Origin of the sequence: Pseudomonas sp. R43(2017) (genome assembly GCF_002112345.1) — a bacterium.
Classification (GTDB): Bacteria; Pseudomonadota; Gammaproteobacteria; order Pseudomonadales; family Pseudomonadaceae; genus Aquipseudomonas; species Aquipseudomonas kribbensis.
The window spans coordinates 437,435-463,103 of the sequence record NZ_NEHJ01000001.1; the positions used below are offsets into that span (position 1 = coordinate 437,435).

Annotated in this window: 15 protein-coding genes and 1 pseudogene; 3 read left to right on the forward strand and 13 right to left on the reverse strand. The window is 62.4% G+C overall.

Annotated elements, in window-relative coordinates:
- Window positions 1–5 precede the first annotated feature (5 nt).
- Genes selB through fdnG form a run of 6 tightly spaced genes read right to left on the reverse strand, consistent with a single transcriptional unit; the run spans window position 6 to window position 8,958 of the window.
- The gene (gene selB / locus CAG02_RS01925; protein WP_085709830.1) at window positions 6–1,925 is read right to left on the reverse strand and encodes a selenocysteine-specific translation elongation factor; all 1,920 of its coding nucleotides are present in this window, start codon (window positions 1,923–1,925) and stop codon (window positions 6–8) included.
- Window positions 1,922–3,328, reverse strand: coding sequence for an L-seryl-tRNA(Sec) selenium transferase (gene selA / locus CAG02_RS01930; RefSeq protein WP_085709829.1), 1,407 nt, complete (start codon window positions 3,326–3,328; stop codon window positions 1,922–1,924). The genes selB and selA overlap by 4 nt, the downstream gene beginning before the upstream one ends.
- Before the next feature lie 48 nt (window positions 3,329–3,376).
- Complete coding sequence (gene fdhE / locus CAG02_RS01935; protein WP_085709828.1) at window positions 3,377–4,303, reverse strand: formate dehydrogenase accessory protein FdhE; 927 nt, start codon at window positions 4,301–4,303, stop codon at window positions 3,377–3,379.
- Between the two features lie 3 nt (window positions 4,304–4,306).
- Window positions 4,307–4,960 carry a formate dehydrogenase subunit gamma gene (locus CAG02_RS01940; protein WP_085709827.1) on the reverse strand — a complete coding sequence of 218 codons (654 nt, stop codon included), beginning with the start codon at window positions 4,958–4,960 and terminating at the stop codon, window positions 4,307–4,309.
- Window positions 4,957–5,892, reverse strand: a complete 936-nt coding sequence (gene fdxH / locus CAG02_RS01945; RefSeq protein WP_085709826.1) for a formate dehydrogenase subunit beta — start codon at window positions 5,890–5,892, stop codon at window positions 4,957–4,959. The genes CAG02_RS01940 and fdxH overlap by 4 nt, the downstream gene beginning before the upstream one ends.
- Window positions 5,893–8,958 carry a formate dehydrogenase-N subunit alpha gene (gene fdnG / locus CAG02_RS01950; RefSeq protein WP_139831849.1) on the reverse strand — a complete coding sequence of 1,022 codons (3,066 nt, stop codon included), beginning with the start codon at window positions 8,956–8,958 and terminating at the stop codon, window positions 5,893–5,895.
- A gap of 219 nt (window positions 8,959–9,177) precedes the next feature.
- On the opposite strand from fdnG, the gene CAG02_RS01960 reads away from it, so the two are divergent.
- Window positions 9,178–10,332, forward strand: a complete 1,155-nt coding sequence (locus tag CAG02_RS01960; RefSeq protein WP_085709824.1) for a MalY/PatB family protein — start codon at window positions 9,178–9,180, stop codon at window positions 10,330–10,332.
- Between the two features lie 141 nt (window positions 10,333–10,473).
- The gene (locus CAG02_RS01965; RefSeq protein WP_085710175.1) at window positions 10,474–11,817 is read left to right on the forward strand and encodes a sodium:proton antiporter; all 1,344 of its coding nucleotides are present in this window, start codon (window positions 10,474–10,476) and stop codon (window positions 11,815–11,817) included.
- Between the two features lie 2 nt (window positions 11,818–11,819).
- Here CAG02_RS01965 and CAG02_RS01970 read toward each other — a convergent pair whose 3' ends face one another.
- From CAG02_RS01970 to CAG02_RS01980, 3 genes are read right to left on the reverse strand one after another with little or no spacing between them, the layout of a single operon-like run.
- A complete protein-coding gene (locus CAG02_RS01970; RefSeq protein WP_085709823.1) occupies window positions 11,820–13,739 on the reverse strand; it encodes a PAS domain-containing sensor histidine kinase in 1,920 nt (639 codons plus the stop codon).
- Window positions 13,740–13,749: 10 nt separating this feature from the next.
- Window positions 13,750–16,068, reverse strand: a complete 2,319-nt coding sequence (locus CAG02_RS01975) for an ATP-dependent DNA helicase (RefSeq protein ID WP_085710174.1) — start codon at window positions 16,066–16,068, stop codon at window positions 13,750–13,752.
- Window positions 16,065–17,717 (reverse strand): VRR-NUC domain-containing protein, encoded by a 1,653-nt coding sequence (locus CAG02_RS01980; protein WP_085709822.1) that lies wholly within the window; start codon window positions 17,715–17,717, stop codon window positions 16,065–16,067. The genes CAG02_RS01975 and CAG02_RS01980 overlap by 4 nt, the downstream gene beginning before the upstream one ends.
- Window positions 17,718–17,915: 198 nt before the next feature.
- Here CAG02_RS01980 and CAG02_RS01985 point away from each other — a divergent pair, with 198 nt between their 5' ends.
- On the forward strand, window positions 17,916–18,140 hold the full coding sequence (locus CAG02_RS01985; protein ID WP_085709821.1) for a YgdI/YgdR family lipoprotein: 225 nt from the start codon (window positions 17,916–17,918) through the stop codon (window positions 18,138–18,140).
- A gap of 58 nt (window positions 18,141–18,198) precedes the next feature.
- Here the strand turns inward: CAG02_RS01985 and CAG02_RS01990 are convergent, their stop codons facing one another.
- The 4 genes and pseudogenes from CAG02_RS01990 to CAG02_RS02005 all read right to left on the reverse strand — a co-directional run bounded on the left by CAG02_RS01990 (window position 18,199) and on the right by CAG02_RS02005 (window position 25,572).
- A complete protein-coding gene (locus CAG02_RS01990) occupies window positions 18,199–18,573 on the reverse strand; it encodes a hypothetical protein (RefSeq protein ID WP_085709820.1) in 375 nt (124 codons plus the stop codon).
- A gap of 163 nt (window positions 18,574–18,736) precedes the next feature.
- On the reverse strand, window positions 18,737–20,590 hold the full coding sequence (locus CAG02_RS01995; protein ID WP_085709819.1) for a polyurethanase: 1,854 nt from the start codon (window positions 20,588–20,590) through the stop codon (window positions 18,737–18,739).
- Between the two features lie 150 nt (window positions 20,591–20,740).
- A pseudogene (locus CAG02_RS02000) lies at window positions 20,741–22,428 on the reverse strand (polyurethanase).
- A 57-nt stretch (window positions 22,429–22,485) separates the two neighbouring features.
- Window positions 22,486–25,572 carry an autotransporter serine protease gene (locus CAG02_RS02005; protein WP_085709818.1) on the reverse strand — a complete coding sequence of 1,029 codons (3,087 nt, stop codon included), beginning with the start codon at window positions 25,570–25,572 and terminating at the stop codon, window positions 22,486–22,488.
- Between the last annotated feature and the right edge of the window lie 97 nt (window positions 25,573–25,669).

A 25,669-nucleotide genomic window follows, 5' to 3' on the forward strand; every position in this document is an offset into this window, starting at 1 on the left:
TGAACTCAGTCGGCGCCGGGGTTGGCCAGCGCATTGTCGAAGCGGATCTGCCGACCCTCGCCGAGACGCCGGGTCAGGCCGAGGCGGTCAAAGTATTCGAGGATCTGGATACTGCGTTTGCGTCCCAAGCCTAGCGCATCGCGGAACGCCGTGACTTGAATCGGCGGATTTTCTTCACCCAGACGCAACAACACAGCCGCCATCTGCCGCAAGGTGATGTCGGTAAAGAACAAGTCCCGCACCACCTGATGCACCACACCGAGCCGCGCCAGTTTGCGTAACAACAGCCGGACAGTGGCGTCCTCCTGATTCACGGCTTTGGCCACGTCGCGCACCCACGGCGGATCGAAACCGGCCTGTTCGAACAGTGGCTGCAACGCCTGCCACAGGGTTTCATCGTCGGCATTCAGGCGCACCTGATGGTCCGGCAGGTGAAGCCACGGGCCGCTGGCAGTGAGCGAACCGGCGCTGCGCAGTTCTTCCAGCAGGCTGATGAAGGTCGAATGCTCGATGTTCAGGCCGCTGAAGCGCCGCAGTCGATCACGGTCCGGGCCCATCTGGTCGGGCTCCAGTTCATGGAAACGCGCCAGTTGCTCCAGCAAGGTGAACTTGAGAATGCCCCAGCGCTGGGCGTTGAACAGGACCTGGCCCTGACGGGTTTCGATCAGACGGACGTTGTCCGGTAGCGACCAGCCTTCACGCGGACGGTTGAACTGACGCTCCAGACGCTGGGAATCAATGCCGCTTTCGCTGTACTCCAGCAGCGTTGGCAGCGCTTGCTCGAGGCTGGAGCTGATCGCCAGCGCCCGCAATTGCGCCAGACGCCCGGGGCTGCGCCGTTGCCGGGCCGGGGCGAACGGGTCGAGCAATTGACCGCCGCCGAGCGTGCGCTGGGCACTCGGGTCGCGCAGGATCAGTCGATCGCCCTTCACGCCGTGTACCGGGACATTGGTCAGCAGTTGCGCGAGCATGCGCTCGCCCGGAAGCAGTCGTGGCCCTTCGAGCAGCGCCACACGGGCGATCACGTCTTGCGTGCCGAGGTGCAGATGCACGGGCTGAAAGTGTTCGAAGGTGCGCGTCTCATCGGGCAGCAGCTGGAAGTCGATGTCCAGGCGTTGAGTCGGTGCGAACAGTGTTTCGGCGAGCAGCCACTGCCCGCGATGGATGTGCCCGAGTTCCAGGCGATCAGCGCTGATGTTCAGGGCTACACGCTGGCCGGCAAACGCCAGTTCTGCGGGTTGATTCTGCGCGTGCAGCCCCCTCACCCGCACCGTTTTGCCCGACGGCCCGAGGATCAGCCTGTCGCCCACCGCGACCATTCCCGACAGCGCCGTGCCCGTCACCACAATCCCGGCACCGGCCACACTAAACGCCCGATCGATGGCCAGACGAAATCCGCCCTCGCGACCCCGTTTCAACACTTCACTTTGCGCCTGCAGCAACGCTTGCCGCAGGGGCTCGACGCCTTCACCCGTCACGCTTGAAACCGCGAGCATCGGCGCGCCTGCAAACGGACCGGGCGCCAACAGATGTTCGATTTGCCGGCGAACCTCCACCACCCTGCCCGCCTCGACACGATCACACTTGGTGATCGCCACCAGCGCTCGGGGAATGCCCAGCAATTCGACAATCGCCAGATGCTCGCGGGTCTGCGGCATCACGCCGTCATCCGCCGCCACAACGAGCAGCACCAGATCGATGCCCTGGGCGCCGGCCAACATGTTGTGAGTGAATTTTTCGTGGCCCGGCACGTCGATGAACCCGGTCAACCCCGCTCCGGGCGCCAGTTCGGCATAGAGATAACCGAGGTCGATGGTCATGCCCCGCTCACGCTCCTGCGGGCGGCGGTCGCCGGATTGTCCGGTCAGGACCTGAAGCAGCGAGGTCTTGCCGTGGTCGATGTGCCCGGCGGTGCCGACAATCATGTCTGCAACGGCCCGAGTTGCGCGAGCCACGCCGGTTCGTCGTCGAGTTGCCGCAGATCCAGCCACAGCGCGTCGTCGTCGAGGCGTCCGAGCACCGGGATCGGCAATTCGCGCAATACGCTTTGCAGATTCAGCAGCGAGCGTCCGCGCAGGCGTTTCGACACTTGAGGGCGAGCGCACAATGCCGCGCTCGGCAGCCGCGCCACCGGTTGGCTGCCGCTGCCGATCATGCCCAGCGTCGCCACGGCAGTGACGGTCCAGCCTTCACCGAGAACATTGGCCAACAAGGGTTGCAGACGTTGGGCCTGAGCCAGAATTTCGTCTTGCGGGCGGGTCAGCAGGCGCAAGGTTGGTAACCGCTCGGCCAGCCGATCCGGATCGCGATAGAGCCCCAGCACCGCTTCCAGCGCTGCCAGCGTCATCTTGTCGACCCGCAAGGCGCGTTTCAGCGGGTTTTTCTTGATCTTCGCGATCAGATCCTTGCGCCCGACAATCACCCCGGCCTGCGGCCCGCCGAGCAGTTTGTCGCCGCTGAAGGTGACGATATCCGCGCCATCAAGCAGTGCCTGACGCACCGTCGGCTCCGCCGGCAACCCCCAACGGGTTAGGTCCAGCAGGCTGCCGCTGCCGAGGTCTTCCAGCAGCGGCAAGTCATGCCGATGGGCCAGCTCCGCCAGTTCGGCTGTCGGTACTCGGGCGGTAAAACCCTCGATGCTGTAATTGCTCGCATGCACCCGCATGATCAAGCCGCTGCGCGGGCTGACCGCCGCTTCGTAATCCCGGGCATGGGTGCGATTGGTGGTGCCGACCTCATGCAGACGCACGCCGGCCCGGGCCATGATGTCGGGAATGCGGAACGCGCCGCCGATTTCGATCAGTTCGCCCCGGGAAATGATGCCTTCCTTGCGCGCACCGAGACTGTTGAGGGTCAGCAGCACGGCGGCGGCATTGTTGTTGACCACGGTGACGGCTTCGGCGCCGGTCAGCTCGCGGATCAGGCCTTCGATCAAGTCATCGCGGTCCCCGCGCTTGCCGCTGGCCAGGTCGAACTCCAGATTCAAGGGATAACGCGCTGCCAGTTGCACGGCGTCGATGGCTTCTTCCGGCAACAGCGCACGGCCCAGATTGGTGTGCAGCACGGTTCCGGTCAGGTTGAACACCCGTCGCACCTGACTGCGCTGTTGCAGCGCCAGACGTTCGGCAATCCTGCCGGCCAGGGCTTCAGGGCTGATCTCGACGGCGGACAGCTGCCCCGCCACGACCGAGTCGCGCAAGTCGTCGAGCAACTGACGCAACATCGCCAGCAGCGCCTCGCGCCCGTGACGTTCGGACACGGGCTGGAAGGCGTTGTGACGCAACAGGCTGTCGATGGAAGGCAAACGCTGGGCAACACTGGCAGGCATCAGACGCTCCAGATAAAAAGCCGTTGCGCCAGAGTGTAGACGCTCTGCTTATTCGTCTCCGGGTGCCAGCAACAGATTCGGTGCCAGCCGCTGATAGCCGTCCTGGGCCAGGCGCATGTCCAGCAGCAGACTGCTCAAGTCCGCCGACAAGGCTTCGGCCTCGGCATCGTTTTCCAGATACAGCAGCTTCAGATAGCTGTTGCATCCCGGGCAGACCTCGGCCCGCAGCGGCGCCTGATTGGCGGCGTGCCGATCGTCTTCCAGGCTCAGGTATTCAAGACCTTTGCTCTGCTCGCAATACACGCATTTGACCCGCACCACATGCCATTCGCAGGCGCACAGCGAACACACCAGATAACGCAAGCCGTTGTGTTTGCCGCGATGGCGGATCACTCCGGCCATGGCCGGCGAACCACAGGCCGGGCACTGGCCGAGGCTGTTGCCGGGTGCCAGTTGCAGATGTGGTGCGCTGAGCAGCCAGTGGCTCCAGGCCGTTTGCAGTGCCGCGCCAAGAAACGGCACCAATGCCGCCGGTACCAGCGAATACTGGCCGCTGACCAGCGCCACCGCCCAGGCCCGCAACTGGCCGGAACCGGCAACCCGCAACGACGTGACCGCATCGGAGACGGCGGGTTGTTCCGGTGCACCGTAGCGCTGCAGCAAGGCATCGAGATACGCCTGCCAGCCGTCCTCGCGGATCAGGGTGTCGGCGGCGAACGGCGGCATGCCGTGTTGCCGGCAGACCTCAAGCCGTTGCTCATCAATCGGGGCGTTTGAAGGCGGATCGTCGAGGACTTGCTGCTGCACGCGGCACAGTCCGGCGATCAGCCGCAGGTAGTCGGCCAGCGGATGACCACTCGCCAAATGTTCCAGACGTTCGGCGCGCAGCGTGAACAGGTTGTGCGGCGGCAAGTGCAGAAACGGCGGCGCACTGGCCGCCGCTTCGATTTCCCCGGGTTCAAGAATGGTTGGCAAGTGTCAGCCCTTTTTGGTGACCGATCGCTCCGGCGGATCCTGGGATTCCACTTCGCGATACCAGAGTGCGTGATGTTTTTTCGCCCAGGCGCGGCTGACCCAACCATGCAGCATCGCGTCCACCGAGCCCTTGATCCAGATGCCGGCATAGATGTGCACGATGATGCTGAGGATCAGCACAAACCCGGCCAGTGCATGCAGCAACATCGCCCAGCGAATCGTGGTGATGCCGAAGTAATGACTGAAGTACGCGCGCCAGATCACCAGCCCCGTGAACAACAGCCCGAGCATGCACAGCAGTAAAGTCCAGAACAGCATCTTCTGCCCGGCGTTGTACTTGCCCACCGGCGGCACCGTTTCCTCGTCGTTGACCAGCACCCGGTCGATGCGCCGCAGCCACTTCCAGTCGTTGTCGATGAAGAAGTTCGAACGCCAGAAACGGAACACCAGGCCGAGGAAGAACACGAACATCAGCACACCCATGAACGGGTGCAGGATCCGCGTCCACGGCCCGCCACCGAACAGATTGGTCAGCCAGAACATCGATGGATGAAACAGCGCCAGTCCCGAGAGCCCCGCCATAAAGAACAGAATCGCCACCAGCCAGTGGTTGGTGCGCTGGTTGGCGGTGTAGCGCAGGATCGTCTTGTTACTCATGGCCGGTCCTCCCCGCGTGGATCGAAGGTGTGCACCGCCGGGTCGATCACGTGGACCGAGGTGTCGGGCGGTTCCGGGTGATCATCCTCTTCGGTGCGGTTCGGGCCGATCCGCACGTAATGGAAGAACCCGGCCAGCACCGCCGCGCCCATGGCCAGCAGGCCAAGCGGTTTGCTGATGCCTTTCCACAGGCCCACCAGCGGACTGATGGCCGGATTTTCCGGCAGGCCGGCGTAGATCTTCGGCGTGTCGGCATGATGCAGCACATACATGACGTGGGTGCCGCCGACGCCTTCAGGATCGTAGAGACCGGCGTTGTCGAAGCCACGGCTCTTCAAGTCAACGATGCGTTCGGCAGCATGGGTTTTCATGTCTTCCTTGCTACCGAAGACAATCGCCCCGGTCGGGCAGGTTTTCACGCAGGCCGGCTCCAGCCCTACTGCCACCCGATCCGAACACAAGGTGCATTTGTAGGCCTTGTGGTCTTTCTGCGAGATGCGCGGAATGTTGAACGGGCAACCGGTGATGCAATAACCACAACCGATGCAATGGTCCTGATCGAAGTCGACGATGCCGTTGGCGTGCTTGATGATCGCCCCCGGGCTCGGGCACGCCGCCAGACAACCAGGTTCGGCGCAGTGCATGCAGCCGTCCTTGCGGATCAGCCATTCGAGGTTGCCGGCGTCGGTTTCGTGCTCGGTGAAGCGCATCAGCGTCCACGACTCCGCGCTCAGATCCTGCGGGTTGTCGTAGGTGCCATGGTTGTGGCCGACCTCGTCGCGCAGCTCGTTCCATTCCGAGCACGCGACCTGGCAGGCCTTGCAGCCGATGCATTTGGTGGTGTCGATCAGCTTGGCGACTTCCTCCTGATTGCGCACCGAGGGGGCCGGGGTCGTGGTGGCCGAGCGGGCAATGATGTCTTGGCTGGCCATCTATATCTTCTCCACGTTGACCAGGAATGACTTGGATTCCGGGGTCTGTGTATTGCCATCGCCGAGGAACGGCACCAGGGTGTTGGTCAGGTAACCGTGACGCGTCAGGCCGGTGAAACCCCAGTGCAGCGGGATGCCGATCTGATGCACGACCTGGCCGTTGACCTGCAACGGCCGGATCCTTTTGGTCACCACCGCCACCGCTTCGATGAACCCGCGCTTGCAGCTGACCCGCACCCGGTCACCGGCAGCGATGCCTTTCTCTTTCGCAAGCACTTCGCCGATTTCCACGAACTGCTCCGGTTGGGCAATCGCGTTCAGCCGGCAATGCTTGCTCCAGAAGTGGAAATGCTCGGTCAGTCGATAGCTGGTGGCGGCGTACGGGTAATCCTTGGCCACGCCGAGGCTGTCCCACACCGAATCGAAGATCCGCGCCGCCGGGTTACTGGTGGCTTTCTTGTTTTCGGGGTGCAGAGGGTTGATGCCAATCGGCGTTTCGAACGGCTCGTAGTGCTCGGGGAACGGCCCTTCGTTCATCTTGTCGACGGCGAAGAACCGCGCCACACCTTCGGGGTTCATGATGAACGGGTTCATACCGGCTTCCGGCGGCACGTCGGCCTTGTAGTCCGGTACGTCGGTGCCGCCCCAGGCCTTACCGTTCCACCACACCAGGCGTTTTTTCGGGTCCCAGGGTTTGCCCTGCATGTCCGCCGAAGCGCGGTTGTACAGAATCCGCCGGTTGGCCGGCCAGGCCCACGCCCAGCCCTGATGCTGATGCATGCCGTACGGATCGGCGTTGTCGCGCCGGGCCATTTGATTACCGGCCTCGGTCCAGCTGCCGCAGAAGATCCAGCAGCCAGAAGCGGTGCTGCCGTCATCCTTGAGCTGGGCGAAAGCGGCCAGTTGCGAATTACCCTTGATCGCCGCGCCCGTGGCGTCGGTGAAGTCAGTGGTGGCGTAGCCATTGACCTCCTTGGCGATTTCTTCCGGCGACGGCTCTTCGGGAACCTTGTACGGCCAGGAGAGTTTGAGGATCGGATCGGGATAGGCCCCACCCTCGGTCTGATAACGCTGACGCAGGCGCATGAACAGCTCGGTCATGATCCGTACGTCGGTGCGTGACTCGCCCGGGCCGTCGGCGCCTTTCCAGTGCCATTGCAGCCAGCGACTGCTGTTGACCAGCGAGCCGTCCTCTTCGGCAAAGCAGGTGGTGGGCAGGCGAATGACTTCGGTCTGGATGTCGGCGCTTTTCACATCGTTGTACGGCCCGACGTTTTCCCAGAACTGCGAGGTTTCGGTGGCCAGCGGGTCCATTACCACCAGCCATTTCAGTTTGGCGAGAGCAGCCATCACTCGGTTCTTGTCCGGCAGCGCGGCAATCGGGTTGAAACCCTGGCACATGTAGCCGTTGACCTTGCCCTGCCCCATCAGGTCGAACACCTTGAGGATGTCGTAGTTAGGGATGTCGAGTTTCGGCAGGTAGTCATAGGCCCACTGGTTTTCGGCGGTCGCGTTGGCGCCATACCAGGCTTTCATCAGGCTGACGTGGAACTTGCTGTAGTTCTGCCAGTAGGACAGTTGCCCCGGCCGTAGCGGCAATTGCGTGCGTTTCTTGATGTAGCCGTTGTAGTCCTGTTCGGCATCCATCGGCAGGGTCAGGTAACCCGGCAACGAGTTCGACAGCAACCCGAGGTCAGTCAGGCCCTGAATGTTCGAGTGCCCACGCAAGGCGTTGACCCCGCCGCCGGGCATGCCGACGTTACCCAGCAACAATTGCACCATCGCTGCGCTGCGGATGATTTGCGAGCCGATCGAATGCTGGGTCCAGCCCAGCGCGTAGAGAATGGTCATGGTCTTGCCCGGTTGCGAGCAAGTGGCGATTTCCTCCCAGATTTTCTTCATCGCATCGACCGGCATACCGCAGATCTGGCTCGCCAGGTCGATGTTGTAGCGGCTGTAATGCTGCTTCATCAGCTGATAGACGCAGCGCGGGTCCTGCAGGGTCGGGTCGACCTTGGCAAAGCCGTCCTCGCCCAGTTCGTAACCCCAGCTGGATTTGTCGGTATAAGTGCGTTTGGCCGCGTCATAACCGGTGAACAGCCCGTCCTCGAAGCCGAAGCCGGCTTTGACGATGAACGACACGTCGGTGTAGTTGCGCACGTACTCGTGCTGGATCTTGTCCTCGGTCAGCAGGTAGTTGATCAACCCGCCCATGAACGCGATGTCGCTGCCGGTACGGATCGGCGCGTAGTAATCGGCCACGGAGGCGGTGCGGGTGAATCTCGGGTCGACCACAATCAGCCGCGCCGCGTTGTGCGCCTTGGCTTCGGTTACCCATTTGAAGCCGCATGGATGCGCTTCAGCGGAGTTGCCGCCCATCACCAGGATCAGATTCGCGTTGGCGATATCGGTCCAGGTGTTGGTCATGGCTCCACGGCCGTACGTCGGGGCAAGACTTGCCACCGTCGGGCCGTGTCAGACACGCGCCTGGTTATCGAACCCCAGCATGCCGAGACTGCGCACCACCTTATGGGTGATGTAACCCGCTTCGTTGGACGCCGCCGACGCCGCGAGGAATCCGGTGGTCAGCCAGCGGTTCACCGTCTGCCCCTGGGCGTTCTTCTCGACGAAATTGGCGTCGCGGTCGGCCTTCATCAGGTCGGCGACGCGGTCGAGGGCTTCGTCCCAGGTGATCCGGGTCCATTCGCTGCTGCCGGGCTTGCGCACCTGCGGGTACTGCAGGCGGCCCGGGCTGTGAATGAAGTCCAGCAGGCCAGCGCCTTTCGGGCATAGGGTGCCGCGGTTGACCGGGTGGTCGGCGTCGCCCTCGATATGGATGATGTTTTGCGCAACGTTCTTCGCGGCATCGCCCTGGCTGTACATGATCAATCCGCAACCGACCGAGCAATACGGGCAGGTGTTGCGGGTTTCATGGGTGTGGGCGAGCTTGAAGTGGCGCACCTGCTCGGCGAAGGCCAGCGTCGGGGCCATGCCCAACGCGCCCAGGCTAGAGCCTGCAAGGCCGATACCGGCGACCTTGAAGAACTGACGACGGCTGAGATCCATCGTGCACTCCTGATCAGGTGGAACCCGGTACTTGAGCCGGGTTTTTTCTGGACAATCACGGTGGCGGCAAGCGAGTGCCGACTTTTTCACTGTAGACAACGGCGCCGTGGTCTGTGTGAAAACCGACCGTCGGCCATTCGTCGGTCACAAGTTCGCGCCCGCAGGGGATGGAGGTTTATCATCGCCGGCACGACCCATCTCCGCCCTCAGAGACCGCGCATGACTTTCGATTTTGATCAGGTATTCGACCGCCACGACACCGGCAGCACCAAGTGGAGCCGCTATGCGGCCGATGTGTTGCCGATGTGGGTCGCTGACATGGATTTCGCGGCACCGCCGGTGGTCATCGAGGCGCTGCAACAGCGTCTGCTGCACCCGTTGGTTGGCTACAGCGTCGCCCAGGACAATTTGCGCGAAGCCATCGTCGCCGACCTCTGGAACAAGTTCGCCTGGCGGGTCAAGCCGCAGGAGCTGATCTTCCTGCCGGGCGTCGAATCGGGCTTCAACATGGCACTCAAGGCGCTGGTGCAACCGCAACAGAATGTCGTGGTGCAAACCCCGAACTACCCGCCGCTGCGCCATGCACCGGGCCATTGGGGCCTGAACAAGGTCGAGCTGGAATTCAACGCCCAGGCCGACGGCACCTACGCCACGCCGCTGGACGCCTTGCGTGAATCCCTGAGCGGTGGCGGCGCCCTGCTGCTGAGCAACCCGCACAACCCGATCGGCAAGGTCTTCGACCGTGAAGAACTGCAAGCGGTGGCCGACATCTGCATGGCGCAGGACGCCTGGATCATCTCCGACGAAATCCACGCCGAGCTGTGCTACGACGGTCGCGTGCACATTCCGACCGCGTCCCTGAGCCCGGAAATCGCCCAACGCACCATCACCCTGATGTCGGCGAGCAAGGCCTACAACATTGCCGGCCTCAAGACCTCGTTCATGATCATTCAGGACACCGCCCTGCGCGAGCGCGTCAACCACGCCCGCTGCGGCATGGTCGACAGCGTCAATCCGCTGGGCATGGAAGCCACCCGCGTGGCCTACAGTGAGGCCGGGCCGTGGCTGAAGGAGCTCAAACAATACCTGCAAGCCAACCGTGACTGGCTGGTGGACGCGGTTCGCAGCCGCCTGCCGGGGGTGACGATCAACGTGCCGCAGGGCACTTATCTGGCGTGGCTCGATTGCTCGGCCCTGGGCCTGGACAATCCTCAGCAGTTCTTCCTCGAACAGGCTCGCGTCGGCCTCAGCCCGGGCATCGATTTCGGTGACCTTAGCCAGCAGTTCGTGCGCCTGAACTTCGGTTGCCCGCGTTCGCTGCTGGAAGAAGGCATTGCGCGGATGGAGCGTGCGCTGGTCCAGCGCCAGGCCTGAGTCATCGCGTCAATCACGGCGGGCGCCGTGCAAGCCAGCGCCCGCCGCCTCTTCCCCGAGAAAAACTGAACCGTCGCCGCGAGCACCTCTCCATACTTCATGGCCCTGTCGGGTCGCGATGGTCAGGGCGGGCCGCGAACCATGACATTCATAATCTGGGTAACGGTGCTGGGCGCCGTCCTGCTGATGCTGGCGTTGACCTCGTCGTACCTGCGCTGGATGCCGGTCACGACGTCGGCCGTGTGCCTGTTGCTCGGCATCGGTATCGGCCCGAGCGGCCTCGATCTGCTGAAACTGCCGCTGGAACATGCCGCCTCGTGGATGGAGCATCTGACTGAAGTCGCGGTGCTGTTTTCGCTGTTCGTCTGCGGTTTGAAGTTGCGGCTGCCATTGCGCGACAAGCGCTGGCGGATAGCCTTCGGTCTGGCAGGCCCGGTGATGGTGCTGACGATCATCGGCGTCAGCCTGCTGCTGCACTACGTTCTGAAACTGTCGTGGGGGCCGTCGTTGCTGATTGCTGCGATCCTGGCCCCAACCGACCCGGTGCTGGCGGCGCTGGTGCAGGTCAACGATGCGCGGGATGTCGACAGCGTGCGCTTTGGGCTGTCCGGCGAGGCCGGCCTGAACGACGGCGTGGCCTTCCCCTTCGTGATTCTCGGGCTGTTGTTGCTGCAAGGCGAAGGTCTGGCCGCCGAATGGAGCCACTGGGTATTGCGCGATCTGCTCTGGGCGGTCCCTGTCGGTCTGCTCACCGGCTACTGGATGGGCCGCGGCCTTGGCCGGGCCACGCTCGCGTTACAGACGCGCAATGAAGACAGCACTGTCAGCCCGAACGACTATCTGGCACTGGCGTTGATTGCCCTCGCTTTTGTGGTGGCCGAGTCCGTGGGCGGCTACGGCTTTCTGTCGGTGTTTGCCGCCGGACTGGGCCTGCGTCAGGAGGAAGTGAAATCCACCGGCGCCCATCAGCCGCCGGCTGAGCATCTGGTGCAACCGGTGGTCGGTCACCAGAACGTCGAACCGCAACACGCCGTGCATGGCGACACAGAAGGACTGGAAGGCAGTCAGGTGGCCGCCGGGATCATGATGGGCGACATGCTCGCTTTCGGTGGTCTGGTGGAACGGGCCATGGAAGTGTTTCTGGTGACCCTGCTCGGCGTGGTGCTGGTCACCCATTGGGACTGGCGGGCGCTGTGGGTCGGCGCGGTGCTGTTCTGTGTCATCCGCCCGGTCTGTGTGGCGTTGATGCCATGGGGATCACTGCTGGTGTGGCGTCAGCGAATGTTGATCGGCTGGTTTGGCATTCGAGGCATCGGCAGCCTGTTCTATCTGTTCTACGCCTTGAATCACGGCCTGGGCGAGACACTGGCCGCGCAGTGTACCGACCTCACCCTTTCAGTCGTGGCCCTGAGCATTTTGCTGCACGGCATCAGCACCCAGCCGCTCCTTGCCCGTTATGAACAGCACAAACCAGCTGATGCCTGACCTCACTTCATCGACTTGGCGATGATCTCCACCAGTTGCATCTGATTGAACGGTTTCGACAGCCGTGGCAGTTGCGCCGCAAACCCTTCGAGGCGCTCGGCGTAACCGGTGGCCAGGATGATCGGCAGATCCGGCTTGAGCACGCGCACGGCATGGGCCAGTTGCGCGCCGTTCATTTTCGGCATGGCCATATCGGTGATCATCAGATCGATCACTTCCCCTTGGTCAAACAACTCCAGTGCCTGCGCGCCGGAGGCCGCACCGATGACCCGATGCCCCAGATCCTCCAGCAACAGGCTGGTGCTGGTGCGCACCAGACTGTCGTCGTCCACTACCAGCACGCTGAGTCGCGGCACCGACGCCATGGACGGCCTCGGGCTCAGGGGCTTGGCCGCCATCCCGTCGACGGCGACCGGCAGCCAGAGCTCGGCGCATGTTCCCTGCCCCTTCACGCTTTTAAGAATGAAACGGCCGCCCAACTGCTCGATGAATCCATGCACCATCGATAACCCCAGCCCGGTGCCCTTGCCCAGGCCTTTGGTGGTGAAGAACGGATCGGTCGCCGAGGCCAACGTCGCGTCGTCCATGCCTTCACCGGTATCGGTCACGCTCAGGCAGACATAACGCCCTGCCGACAGAGTTGACTGGCTCTGCTGCAGAACCACTCGTGGCTCGGCGCCAATCACCACGCTACCACCCTCGGGCATCGCATCGCGGGCGTTGGTGGCCAGGTTGAGGACCGCCAGCTCGAGCTGGTTGGTGTCGGCGAGCACCGCTTCAAGATCGTCGGGAAACTGCGTTTCGATGCGAATCCCCGGCCCCAGTGAGCTGCGCAACAGACCGGTGATGCCTTGCACCAGTTTCGGGATGTCCACCGGTTCGGTCTTGAGTTCCTGGCGCCGAGCGAAGGCCAGCATGCGCTGGGTCAGTGACACGCCACGCAGCGCACCCTGGGTGGCGTTTTCCAGTAGACGGCTGACCTTCGGGTCGTCGCCGACGCGTTTACGCACGATCTCGAGATTACCGAGGATCACTGTCAGCAGATTGTTGAAATCATGGGCGATACCGCCACTGAGCTGACCGATGGCCTGCATCTTCTGCGCCTGGAACAGCGCTTCGCGGGTTTGCTCCAGTGCCAGTTGCGCCTGGTGGGCTTCGGTCACGTCACGGGTGATCTTGGCAAAACCGAGCAACGTGCCGGTTTCGCCGCGAATCGCATCGACCACCACATGGGCCAGAAACCGCGTGCCGTCCTTGCGCAGACGCCAGCTCTTGTTCTCGAAGCGGCCTTCGCGCACGGCGGTTTCCAGCGCCCGTTGCGGCTCCCCGATTTCACGGTCCTCCGGGGTGTAGAACATCGAGAAATGCTTGCCGATCACTTCGTCCGGCGCGTAGCCCTTGATCCGTTGCGCACCGGGGTTCCAGTTGGTCACGCGGCCTTCCGGGCTGAGCATGTAGATCGCGTAGTCGGTCACGCCCTGCACCAGCAGGCGGAACTGCTGTTCGCTTTGCTTGAGGGTTTCTTCGGCCATCTTGCGATCGGTGAGGTCGCGGGTGATTTTTGCGAAACCGAGCAATTGCCCGTCCGGGCTGAGAATCGGGTCGATCACCACGTGGCACCAGAAATGCGTGCCGTCCTTGCGCACCCGCCAGCCTTCGCCTTCGAACCGGCCTTCGCGGATGGCTGTATCCAGTGCCCGTTGCGGCATGCCGACGGCGCGGTCTTCATCGGTGTAGAACCGCGAAAAGTGTTCGCCGAGAATCTCGGCTTCCTCATAACCCTTGAAGCGTTTGGCCCCGGAGTTCCAGCTGGTGATGATGCCGCCGGGGTCGATCATGTAGATCGCGTAATCGACCACGGCATCGATCAACAGGCGAAAGCGCATTTCTTCGATCGCAGCGGACTTCTTGTTCTCGCTCATCAGGCTTGGCTCAAAGCAGATTTTCAATAACAGGAGTATGCGTCAAACCGGCGGATTGAAAAGCTGCATCTGCATGATCGAGTTGCCACCAGCGCGGCAACAGCTGCTGGATGCGGCTCTCGGCAAAGCGATCGTCGATCAGCATGACCACGCCGCGATCCTGCTGGGTGCGGATCACCCGCCCGGCGGCCTGCACCACCTTCTGCATGCCGGGAAACAGGTAGGTGTAGTCGTAACCGGCGCCGAAGATCGCTGCCATGCGCCGTTTCATCTGTTCGTTGACCGGGTTGAGCTGTGCCAGACCCAGCGTGGCAACGAAGGCGCCGATCAACCGGGCTCCGGGTAAATCGATGCCTTCGCCGAATGCGCCGCCGAGTACGGCGAACCCGACGCCCTGGCTGTGCGCCGTGAACTGATCGAGAAACGCCTGCCGCTGCCCTTCGGCCATGCCCCGTGATTGCTGCCAGATTGGGATGTGCGGATGCCGTTCGGCGAGTAATTGCGCGACCTGTTGCAGGTAATCGAAGCTGCTGAAGAACGCGAGATAGTTGCCCGGACGCTCGGCGAACTGGCGAGCGATCAGTTCGACAATCGGCTCCAGTGACGCCTGACGATGGGTGAACCGGGTGGAAATCTGGCTGACGATCCGCACCTGCAACTGTTCGGCGCTGAACGGCGATTCAACGTCGATCCACACCGTGTCGGCCGGAGTGCCGAGCAGGTCGGCGTAATAATGGCGCGGGCTCAGGGTCGCGGAAAACAGCACGCAGCTTCGGGCCGCTTTCAGGCGCGGGCCGAGCAGCGCGGCGGGCACCACGTTGCGCAGGCACAGTTGCGACAGCGGACGTTTGCGCTCGAGGTCGCGCTTGCTGATGTCGAACAGATAGTTCTCGTCGAACAACTCCGCAACCCGGCCGAATTGCAGCATCTCGAACCAGGCATTCTGCAAGCCGCTGTCGAGCCCTTGCGGGTGATCATTGAGGTAATCGCCAATGCTCGCGCTGCACGACGTGATCGCCTGCAGCAGTTTTTCCGGCGCCTTGTCGTAGGCCTGATACGGCGGCAGTTGCGCGTTGTGCAAGGCATTCCATTCACGGTTGACCCGTTGCAGGGGCTTCTTCAACGCCTCGGGTGCGGTTTTGCGCACGCTGTTGAAAATCCCCTGATCGAGGGTGGCGCTGTACATCTGCCGCCCGCGCTCGACCAGGTTATGCGCCTCGTCCACCAGCACCGCGACTTTCCATTGATTGAGCTGGGCCAGGCCGAACAGCAGCGCGGTGAAGTCGAAGTAATAGTTGTAGTCCGCCACCACCACATCGGCCCAGCGCGCCATTTCCTGGCTCAGGTAATACGGACACACCGAGTGTTGCGCGGCGACTTCACGGATTGCCGCCTGATCCTGCAACCTCAATTGACTGGCCGCTTCACGGGCCGCCGGCAAGCGGTCATAGAAGCCTTGAGCCAACGGGCAGGATTCGCCGTGACAGGCCTTGTCGGGATGCTCGCAAGCCTTGTCCCGGGCGACCATTTCCAGCACTCGCAGCGGCAGGGTTGCGTGGTGATCGAATAGCACTTGCGCCGAATCCAGCGCCAGTTTGCGTCCCGGTGTCTTGGCGGTGAGGAAATACACCTTGTCCAGCTGCTGCGGCGCCAGGGCCTTGAGCATCGGGAACAGCGTGCCGAGAGTCTTGCCGATGCCGGTGGGGGCCTGGGCCATCAGACAGCGGCCGGTGCTGACAGCCTTGAACACCGACTCGGCAAGATGACGCTGGCCGGGGCGGAAACTGTCATGGGGAAAGCCCAGTTGCTGCGCCGCCTGATTGCGCGCTTCACGGTGGGCCATTTCCTGCTCGGCCCATGCCAGGAACAAGCCGCACTGTTGTTCGAAGAATTCGCGTAATGCTTCAGCGCTGAAGGCTTCGACCAGACAGGTTTCCTTTTCGCTGACGATATCGAAGTAAACCAGCGCCAGATTGATCTGTTCCAGTTGCAACCGGCAGCACATCAGCCAGCCGTAGATCTTCGCCTGCGCCCAATGCAGCGCGCGGTGATTGGCCGGCTGTTTGCTCAGGTCGCCACGGTAGGTTTTGACTTCCTCCAGGCAGTTCTGCGTCGGGTCGTAGCCGTCTGCCCGGCCCTTGACCTTCAAGGCGCGGAACTCGCCTTCCAGCGCCACTTCGCTTTGATAGGCGTCATTGCGCCGCGAGGCGACGGTGCGGTGACCGGCGATGCCCTCCAGTGCGGTGGGCGACGGTGTAAAGCGCAAGTCGAGATCGCCGCTCTTGGCGGTGAACTCGCACAACGCTCGCACCGCAATGCTGTAGCTCAAGCGCCCTGCACCGCCCATTGCACGTAACACACCGCCACCGGCATCTGGTGCGTGTGGCAGAACTCCAGCCAGCGCAATTGATTGTCCTGCAAGCGGTCGCCGGGCCCTTTGACTTCAATCATTCGATAAGTCTTGTGCTGCGGCCAGAACTGGATCAGGTCGGGCATGCCGGCGCGGTTGGCCTTGATGTCCAGCAACAGGCGATTGAACCAGTGCTTGAGGTGTTCCGCCGGCAGGCAGGTCAGCGCCTGTTCCAGCAGTTCTTCATTCAGCGCGCCCCAGAACACGAACGGCGATTGAATGCCCCACTTGGCGGCAAACCGGTTGCGGATGGTGTCGGCATAACGGCCGTCGTCCAGTTCCGCCAGGCAGACTTCGAACAACGCGGCCCGCCGCCCCTGGAAATCCTCGTGAAGCAAATCCGCCGGCCCGCGCTGGAACGGGTTGAAAAACGCCCCCGGCAACGGCGCGAAAATCGCCGGCCAGCACAGCAGGCCGAACAACGAGTTGATCAGGCTGTTCTCGACGTAATGCACCGGGCCGGTGTCCTCATGCAGGTGCGCCTGCACGTGATACTCCACCGACAGCGCCGGATCGAGCCGAGGCAGGTGCAGATCCAGACGCTCCACAGGTCTTGGCGCCACGCGCTTGAGCGGTGGCCCGCCAAGTTTGCGCCGCAGCCGTGGCAGTGCCCGTTGCAGGCCCTGGTGTTCGGCGGCGCTTTCCGGCGCCTGTTCGGCCAGTGTGCCCAGCTCCAGCGCGAGCGCGTATTCGCCGCAGCGTTCCAGCACCCGAATCATCCGCAACCGCGCGCCGGGGTAGGCGCAACCGCGATAAAGGCTCAGGGCCAGGGCAAATTCGGCGATGCGCTCGCAATGCTGGCCGATCTGGAACAGCAATTTGCCGAGCCGACGCTGCAACCACGGGTTGTCGAACTGCAAAGCGCTCAGCTCTTCGGCAATCGGCTCCAGCGCCTCACCCGCCTCGAAACGCTGCTGGCAATCGTGCAGAAACAGGCAGGCATTGACGTCGGCACGGCTGCGCAGGCCTCGGGAGTCGGCGCTGAGCTCGACTTTTTCGTAGGTGTAGATCCCGAGGTCGGCGAGGACGAACTCCGACCAGTCCTGATACAGATTGCCGAAGAACATCAGGCGAAACCGGTCGCACAGGTCCATCAGCGTCAGGCTGAACAATCGGTCTGCAATCGCCGGGCACCAGTCATGCCAGCAGCGTGATTCGGCAAACTGCTCATGCAGGATCGGCAACCAGTCGACCTTGCGACCCTTTGGATCATCGATGGCCGGGCCGAAGGTTTGCACGACTTCAGCCTTCAGCAGCAGCTCGAACAGCTCCGGCATCGATAGCAGCGCCTGCTCATCGAGCCAGCCATGATCGAGCAACGGCTGCGCGGCCAGAGCGATATCGCCAATTTCCGGATAGTTGAGTTTGCCCGCCCGAAAATGCACGCCCTTGCGCATCACCATCCGCACCAGCAAACCCTGGGAGCCGCGCGGCAGTGACTTGAAGTCACGAATGAAGGCATGCTCCATGTCGCTCATCACGTCGGCATAACGAAGCTCAAGCCAGTCAAGCACTTGCCGGAAGTTGTTGAGGTAATAGAACGGGTCGTCGAGGGGGCTGGAAGTCACGGTGATAACGGGCCATGGCAAGCGAATACTGGTTATGCGTACAGATACCAGTTCTGCCCCGACGGGCGCAAACGGAAAAGGATCAGTGGCATCCGCGATTGAGGTTTTTTCGCCAGTCCATCGAACTTTTACCGGGGATTTGGCACCAACCGCGTTAGAGGACCGACACCGGTCGAAATGAATGAGGAAATACCGGGTATGAATTTCAAAACGTTGTTTATGCCGATGACCGTCGTTGCGCTGATGGCGCTGGCCGGCTGCTCCACCCCGACCGTGGTGACCCTGCAGAATGGCACGCAGTATCTGACCAAGGACATGCCGAAAACCAAGTCCGAGGACGGCTTCTATGAGTTCCGGGATATTTCCGGCGCGAAAATCCGCGTCAAGGCCGACGAAGTCGCCACGGTGCGTAAGGAAGACTGACGATTACCCCAACAAAAAAGGCTGCAATCCTGTAAGAGTGCAGCCTTTTTTGTCTTCCTCAGCGGGGTAACGCCATGCCCGGCAGCGAGCCGTCGCAGTTCAACGCGCGCTCACCGCGCCGGACCATTTCTTCCTGCAGGCGCTGGCAACGTTGACGCTCCTGTTGCGCCATGCGGTCGATGCTCAGGTTGCCGGTCATTTCGGGCTCATTGTTTTCGCCGATGCGAACGGTCACGAACGGTTGTTCGGGCTGGATATGAAAGCGGCTTTTCTCTTCGACCGGCTCGCTGTTTTCGGTGGGTGCCGGTTTCGGCAATTCATCGGAGCTGACACCGTAGCGGCTCAGAATCGAGCTGTGAGGCAAATCGGCCCAGACATTGGCCGACAGCAGCGCCAACCCGACAATACCGATATACCCCTTGAAACCTTTCACGTTTGAATCTCCTGTACTCAATGGCGGCTTGCCCATACATGACGAGTGCGCATGCGATGGCTTTAGTCCGCATTTCCTGTTGGTGCAGGGCTTTGAGTCAGGTAGTGGCCAATGAGTCACTTTTGACATGGAGAGGGATAGAGTTCCCTCTCCACCGTCACCCTCAGGCGATCACGATGCCATCGGCGTTCAGACTGCTCAGCGAAACACCGACCAGCGTCACCGAATCAGCGCCAAACTTCAGCACCGTATCCTGCCCCACGGACGTGGCATGGGCGCGGAAGTCATCGCCGGGCAACACGCCCTGCACGCCGAGGAACACCAGTTTGTCGTTGCCGTTGAAGCCCACCACCCGGTCCTGGCCGAACGCGCCGCTGAACAGGAACGTATCCGCACCGCCACCCGATTCCATCAGGTCATTGCCGGCGCCGCCGACGAACACGTCGTTGCCCGCGCCACCGATCAGGTGATCGTTGCCGTCCAGGCCGAACAACCAGTCGCCACCGGCATGGGCCTTGAGGGTGTCGGCGCCGCTGGTGCCCTTCACGCTCGATTCGTACTGGGTGACGTTGTTGCCGACCTTCAGGCCATCGGCGGTCACGCTGTGGGTCACGTCGTCCTTGAACAGGCCCCAGAGGAAGCCCGGCTCCTTGGTGACGATGCTGCCGATGTCACGGGTGATGCTGATTCCACCGTTGGCATCGCGGATGTACAGGTTGCCGGCGCCGTCGTTGGCGAAGTCGAACTTGTTCACCGACTGCTGCAACTCGAGGGTGTTGTTGCCTGAACCACCGAGGATGATGTTGTAGCCGCCGCTGTCGCGGAAGGTGTCGTTGCCGGCACGGCCTTCCAGATAATCGTTACCGCTGCCGCCCTGGATCAGGTCGTTGCCGTCGCTGCCGATGATGAAGGTGCTGCCCTTGTGGGGCTCGGCGTTGCGGTTGAGATCCTGCACCCAGGTGTTGGCCCGCGCCGGGTCCGACAGGTTGGCCACGATAATCGTCGAGTCACGGCTGGTGAGGTCGTAGAACTTCGACTCGATGACCCGGTTCATGCCGTCGCCGTAAGCCGTCGGCAAGTGCGAGATCCAGGTCGGGATGTTGACGATCGAATACGGCAGCACATTCCACGCGTTCGAGGCGTAGTGGTCGTTGAAGCTGACGATGTTGTCGTTGGCCGACACTTTCGACGCGTCGTGCACGCCCAGCGATGCCCCGGTGAAGGTCGAGCCGTCGAGCGCGCGGAACACCGGGTCATTCTCGTAGCCGACGTTGAGCACTTTGTCGGTGCTGCTCTGGGTCGGCGAGGCGTAGGCGATGTAGTTGGAGTCCTGGAAGAACCCGCCCCACTTGCTGCCGCTCAGGTCCGCCATGCTGTTGACCGCCAGGCCCCCGAGGCTGTGGCCGCTGACCAGCACGTCCTTGCCGGTGAGGCCGTTGGCCTTGGCAAAGGCCACCACGTTGTTCATCAGGTTGCCGAAGGCTTCGCCGACGTAGTTCTTGGCGTAATCCTTGGGACCGAACGCGGCGAGCAGGTCATTGATGGCGTCGGCGATGGAGTCGCCGATGAGGATTTCCCGTGGGCCGCTGGTGCCGCGAAAGGCGATGCCGATTTCCGTGAGATGGCCCTGGGCGTCGTACTTGCCGAGGATTTCCACTTGGGCACTGGTGTAGCCGGGCTTTTCACCGAAGAAGGTTCCACGCACGTCGGTCTTGCCGTCATAGCCCAGTTGCGACGCAGTGATGGGCGTCCAGCCGGCCTTCTTTACGGCGTCGAGAGCGAGTTTTTCCGAGTCGGGGTTCCACGGGATTCCGGGAATAACCCCTTGAGAGTCGGTGCCGCCGATCAGCGCACTGATCAGCGTGGCCGGTAGGCCGAGGCCGAAGCCGTTGTGCTGATAGCCGACCGCGAAACCGTTGTCGAGGTTGTGATAGGAGTACAGCGTGATGGCCATGGCGTCGCTGAACAACGCCTTGGAATCCGCCGTGCTGAAGTTCTTGTAGTCATACACACCCATTGCTGTTGCCTCTCTCTTTGTTGGAATTATTCAGAGATAGCTCACAACCAGAACGCCCCTCTCGGGGCGCCCCGGAGCATTTCCTTACAACACTTCTGTCATGCAACTCCAATGGGAACCGCCGCAAGCCACGGTGGTTCCCGCACGGAATCAGGCGAACACGAAACTCGAGTCCGACAGGTTAGCCACACCCACCCCGATCAGGGTCACGGCATAGTCGCCAATCTTCAGCACGGTATCGGCGCCGGACTGCGAAGCATGTTGCTTGTAGTCGTAGCCCTGCCCCGCGCCCTGCACGCCCATGAACACCAGTTTGTCGCTGCCCTGGTAGCCATGGATCGAGTCGAAGCCGAACGCGCCGCTGAACAGGAAGGTGTTATTGCCACCCACCGCACTCATCACGTCATTGCCGGCGCCGCCGACGAAGGTTACGTGGGCCTTGTCGCTGAACAGGTGATCGTCGCCGCCCAGGCCGAACAGCCAGTCGCCGTCAGCGGTGGCTTTCAGCGTGTCGCCGAGTGCGCCGCCGTTGAGCGAATGGTTGTACTGGGTCAGTTCGGCGCCGTTGGCCAGGCCTTTGCCGGTGACGGTCCAGGTGATTTCCTTGCTGCTCCACATCGAACCGGACTCTTTGCTCACGATCGCGCCGATATCACGGGTCATGCTGATGCCGCCGTAGGCGTCGCGCACGTAGAGCGTGCCGTCGCCGTCGTTGGCGAAGCTGAAGTTCTGCAACGGTTTTTGCAGGTCGAAGGTGTTGTGGCCCTGACCACCCAACAAAATGTTGAAGCCCCCGTCATCGCGGAACAGGTCATCGCCGGCACGGCCTTCGAGGAAGTCGTTGCCCGCCCCGCCCTTGAGCCAGTCGTTGCTGTCGGTGCCGATGATGAAGGTGCTGCCGGTGTGCGGCTCGCCGCTGCGGCCCAGATCCTCGACCCAGGTCTTGCCCCGGGACGAGGCCTCCAGATTGGACACGATGATGGTCGAGTCCTGGCTGGTGAGGTTGTAGAACTTCGAGTCGATCACCCGGTTCAGACCATCGGCATAGCCCAGCGAACTGTGGGCCGACCAGTTCAGCGGGTTGACGATGCTGAACGGCACCAGGTTCTGCGCGGTGGACGCGTAGTTGTCGTTGAAGTTGACGATGTTGTCGGTGGTCGAGTCGTGCGGCTTGTCGTGTTTGCCCATCGACGCCGTGCTGAACGTGGTGCCGTCGAGCACACGGAATACCGGATCGTTCTCGTAGCCAATGTTCAGCACGTTGGTACCGGTGCTGCTCTGGGTCGGAGAGGCGAACGAAATATAGTTGGCGTCCTTGAAGAAACCACCCCAGTCGCTCGCGCTCAGCTCCGCCACGCTGTTGACCCCAAGCCCGCCGAGGCTGTGGCCGCTAATCAGCACGTCTTGGCGGCAATGCCGTGAGCCGTGGCAAACGCGGCGACGGATTTGAGCAGGTTGTCGAAGGCGTTTTTCGCGTAATTCTTGGCGTAATCCACCGGCCCGATGGCGGCCAGCAGATTGTTTTTCATGTCGCCGAAGGTGTCGCTGTAGCTCAGCCCGCCAGTGCCGCGAAAGGCCACGCCGATGCCGATCAGCTTGCCGGCGGCGTCGTATTTGCCCAGCACTTCCGCCTCGGCGCTGGTGAAGCCGTCCTTCTCGCCGAAGAAAGTCCCTTTCGCGTCGGTCTTGCCTTGATAACCCAGGGCCGAGGCACCCAGTGGCGACCAACCGGTACCGGGCAAAGGCTGCCCGGTCGGCGTGTAGGAATACAGCGTCAGCGCGATCGCATCGCTGTACAACGCTTTGCCGTCGGCATTTTTGTAATCAAACAATCCCATGTCGTGCTCTCTCTTCCTTTCAAAAACGGCAGTTCTCTGCAGAACTGCCGCTACACCTTAGAACTGCCAGTCCAGCGTCAGGCCCACACCGTGGTCCTTCTCGTTCGAACCGATCAGTCCGTTGTAGTCCAGGTTGACCCGGACATCGCGATTCAGCGCCAGACCGGCGCGAACGCCGACCACCGCTGCATCTCGATCCATCGACACACTTTGCACCGTGAACGCGCTGTTGCCATTGACGAAGGCCAAGTGGCTGTCGGAATCCACGCTGCTCAGGTTGTGCTGCCAGCCCAATGTCGCACCCAGTTCCAACTGATGTTTGTCCGACAGGGCAAACGTGCGCTTGGCGCGAACGCCGAGGGTCGACAGCACGGCGTCGCGGTTGTCTTCACCGCCCTTCAGTGCGGCGGCATCACCCTTTTCGGTGAAGCTGTCGCTGTTCAGGTGCACGTAAGCCAGATTGGCGAACGGCTCCAGGTTCATCGGCTGCAGACCAAGATCGTAGGCGGCTTCCGTGAACAGTTGTGCGGTGGTCGCATCGCGTTTGGTTTTCTGCTTGCCGCTGACACCGGCAAATTGCAGGTCACGTTTGACGTCGATGCGGTGCCAGCTGTAAGCCGCGCCGGCGGTCAGGCGCAGGGCATCGATCTGGTGCCCCAGGTATGTACCCAGGTGATAGCTGTCAATCGACGCCGACGAGTGCGTGCCGCTGCCCATGTTCAAAGAACTGTCGCTATAACCGGTAACGAAACCCAAGCGAGTATCTTCAGTAATCAAGCCATCGACACCGAGCAACAGTCCGCCAATGGAGCTGTTGGAATTGGCATTTTCATGCCCTCCATCGGTCTTGCCCCAGGCACCGAGCACTTTGAACCAGGCATTGCTGCGGTCATCGGTCGGCGCACCTGCATCGAACAGATCCCGTTCGCGCAGACGCTCACCCACCGCATCACGCAGGTAACGGCTGTCGTTGATCAGCAGTGTGCCGATGGCCGGGTGGATCTCGCCGGACAGTTGCTGGAACGCGTCCTGCGCAACGGCAGCGGTCGGCGACAGCAGCAGGGTTTCGAACAACGCATTGCCCGCGCCCAGACGTTCGGCGGCAGCACCGACGGCGCGCTGGTTCGGAGTCAGGCCGACGCTGGCGAACGAAGCACCGTTACGCCCCACGTCCAGCTGAACACCGCCCGAGGAGTAATCGAGAGTGCCGCCGAGGAACGCGTAGTTTGGCAAGACCTGACCAAAGCGCCCCTGAATCCCGCCTGCCGCCTGCAGAATGTTGAACTGGCTGCCCAGCAGCGATTTCACTTCAGTCGTGGTCAACAGCGTCGGGCTGTTTTCCAGGGTCAGGGCGACCGTTGCGCCGTCAATGATTGCAGTGCCGCCAGCGACCACACGGTCGCTGCTGGTGGGCGATACTTCCACGGCATAGGTCGAGCCCGGTTCGAAGGTCACGTCGCCGGCCACGTTCAAGGTGCCGATGGAGTTGCCCGGCGCCACGATACCGCCGCTTTTCGCGGTCAGTGCGGCGATGCGCCCGTTACCGCCCAAAATACCGCCGTCGTTGACCGTGACCGCCGATTGCAGCGAGCCGTTGATTGCCAGTCGGCCACCGTTCACCAGGGTCGGGCCGGTGTAGGTGTTGGCACCGGTCATCACCAGAGTGCCGATCCCCTGTTTGGTCAGACCACCGTGGCCGGAAATGTCGTTGCGCCAGGTGTCGAGCCCGCAGGTGATGTCGGTACAGACGCGCTCGGTGGGCTTGCCGGCGTCGATGATCGCGCCGATCCCCGGCAGATCCGCCACGAACTGGCTGGAGCCGTAGGCGCCTTCGATGCGGAACTCCGCCGGGATGTCCTGCTCGGTGACGAACATCGCCGGGCCGTCGATGCCCTTGCGCAGGTTGATCATGCCCCAGCCGTACAGGGCGTCGATGCCCGGAGCGCCGAGGTCGGTGGCAGTGGTGCGCAGCACGCTGGCGACCTGGGCACCGGACATGTACGGGAAACGCTCCATCAGCACCGCCACGGCGCCGGCCGCATGTGGCGCGGCCATCGAGGTGCCGTTGTAGTTGGCATAGCCGGTGGTCAGATCGCTTGCGTTGGTGCCACCGATGATCGAACTGTAGATCTGCGTACCCGGCGCCGAGACGCAGAAGCTCGCGGTGTAACCGCAACGCGAGGAAAAGGTACTCATGATGTACGGGTTGGCGCTGGTCTGATCCGGGTTCTTCTGCAGCGCGGAGACGGTCATCCAGTTCGGCGCGATTTCCGGCACGAAGTAACCGAGGCCGGCGATGGCATCCGGGTTGTTCAGGTTGTAGTCGTTGCCGGCGGCAAAAATGGTCACGATCCCGCTGCGCGCCGCGGCGATTGCACCGTCATAGGCGCCGCCGGGTTTGGTGCCGAGCAGCGTGCGGATCTCGTTGAACTGCAATTGCGCGTCGTTGACGGTGAAGTGCGGATACGCCGGGTCGCGGCCGCCGAGGTCGAAACGGTCAGTGATGCCGATGCCCCAGCTGTTGTTGATGATCCGCGCGCCGCTGGCGATCAGGGCATCCCAGCCGGCCTTGTACACCGCGCCGTCGTTGCCGCGGACGATGCCGTCTTCCGGCCCCGGGTCGCCGTTGTCGGCACTGATGATTTGCGCTCCGAACGCCACGCCATGCATCGGCCCGCCATCACGGCTGCCCGCCGCGATACCGCCGACGTGGGTGCCGTGAGCGCCGAGTTTGCCGTTGGAGCCTACCGAAGGTGAACCGTCATAGCGAAAGGCGTCCCCGGCTTTGACCGGAATGTACGGGTCGGTGTATTCGCGGATACCGCTGGTGACCAATGTCACGACTTTGTTCGGGCCGGAAAACTCCGGGTGCGCGGCATAAACCGGCTGGTCGAAGATCCCCAGTTTCACACCTTTACCGGTATAGCCGGCAGCGTAGGCGTAATCCGCGCCGATCGCGCCCAGGCCCCAATCCGCCTTGAACTCGGCGCTGCGCCAACTGGCCGGGTCCCCTGCCCGGCCGTTTTCCACGTAGGGCGCGGCGTGTGCGCTGCCCCAGGTGGCCATGGCGCAGAGCAAGGCGCAGTTGAGGGTTTTCAGGCGAAAGCATCCACCCGATTGCGCGGGGGTGTTGTTGTTTTTCATCCAGCGACCTTCCTTAGTGATGTTGCACAAAATCCGTGTATTGAATTGATCGTTCCGACGCCCTCCCCGTTGATCGTTCCCACGCTCTGCGTGGGAA

Bases quoted from the DNA above. Each gene is read 5' to 3' on its own strand.
- selB (WP_085709830.1), bottom strand. From the start codon at position 1,925: ATGATTGTCGGCACCGCCGGGCACATCGACCACGGCAAGACCTCGCTG.
- selA (WP_085709829.1), bottom strand. From the start codon at position 3,328: ATGCCTGCCAGTGTTGCCCAGCGTTTGCCTTCCATCGACAGCCTGTTG.
- CAG02_RS01940 (WP_085709827.1), bottom strand. From the start codon at position 4,960: ATGAGTAACAAGACGATCCTGCGCTACACCGCCAACCAGCGCACCAAC.
- fdxH (WP_085709826.1), bottom strand. From the start codon at position 5,892: ATGGCCAGCCAAGACATCATTGCCCGCTCGGCCACCACGACCCCGGCC.
- CAG02_RS01960 (WP_085709824.1), top strand. From the start codon at position 9,178: ATGACTTTCGATTTTGATCAGGTATTCGACCGCCACGACACCGGCAGC.
- CAG02_RS01965 (WP_085710175.1), top strand. From the start codon at position 10,474: ATGACATTCATAATCTGGGTAACGGTGCTGGGCGCCGTCCTGCTGATG.
- CAG02_RS01970 (WP_085709823.1), bottom strand. From the start codon at position 13,739: ATGAGCGAGAACAAGAAGTCCGCTGCGATCGAAGAAATGCGCTTTCGC.
- CAG02_RS01985 (WP_085709821.1), top strand. From the start codon at position 17,916: ATGAATTTCAAAACGTTGTTTATGCCGATGACCGTCGTTGCGCTGATG.
- CAG02_RS01995 (WP_085709819.1), bottom strand. From the start codon at position 20,590: ATGGGTGTGTATGACTACAAGAACTTCAGCACGGCGGATTCCAAGGCG.
- CAG02_RS02005 (WP_085709818.1), bottom strand. From the start codon at position 25,572: ATGAAAAACAACAACACCCCCGCGCAATCGGGTGGATGCTTTCGCCTG.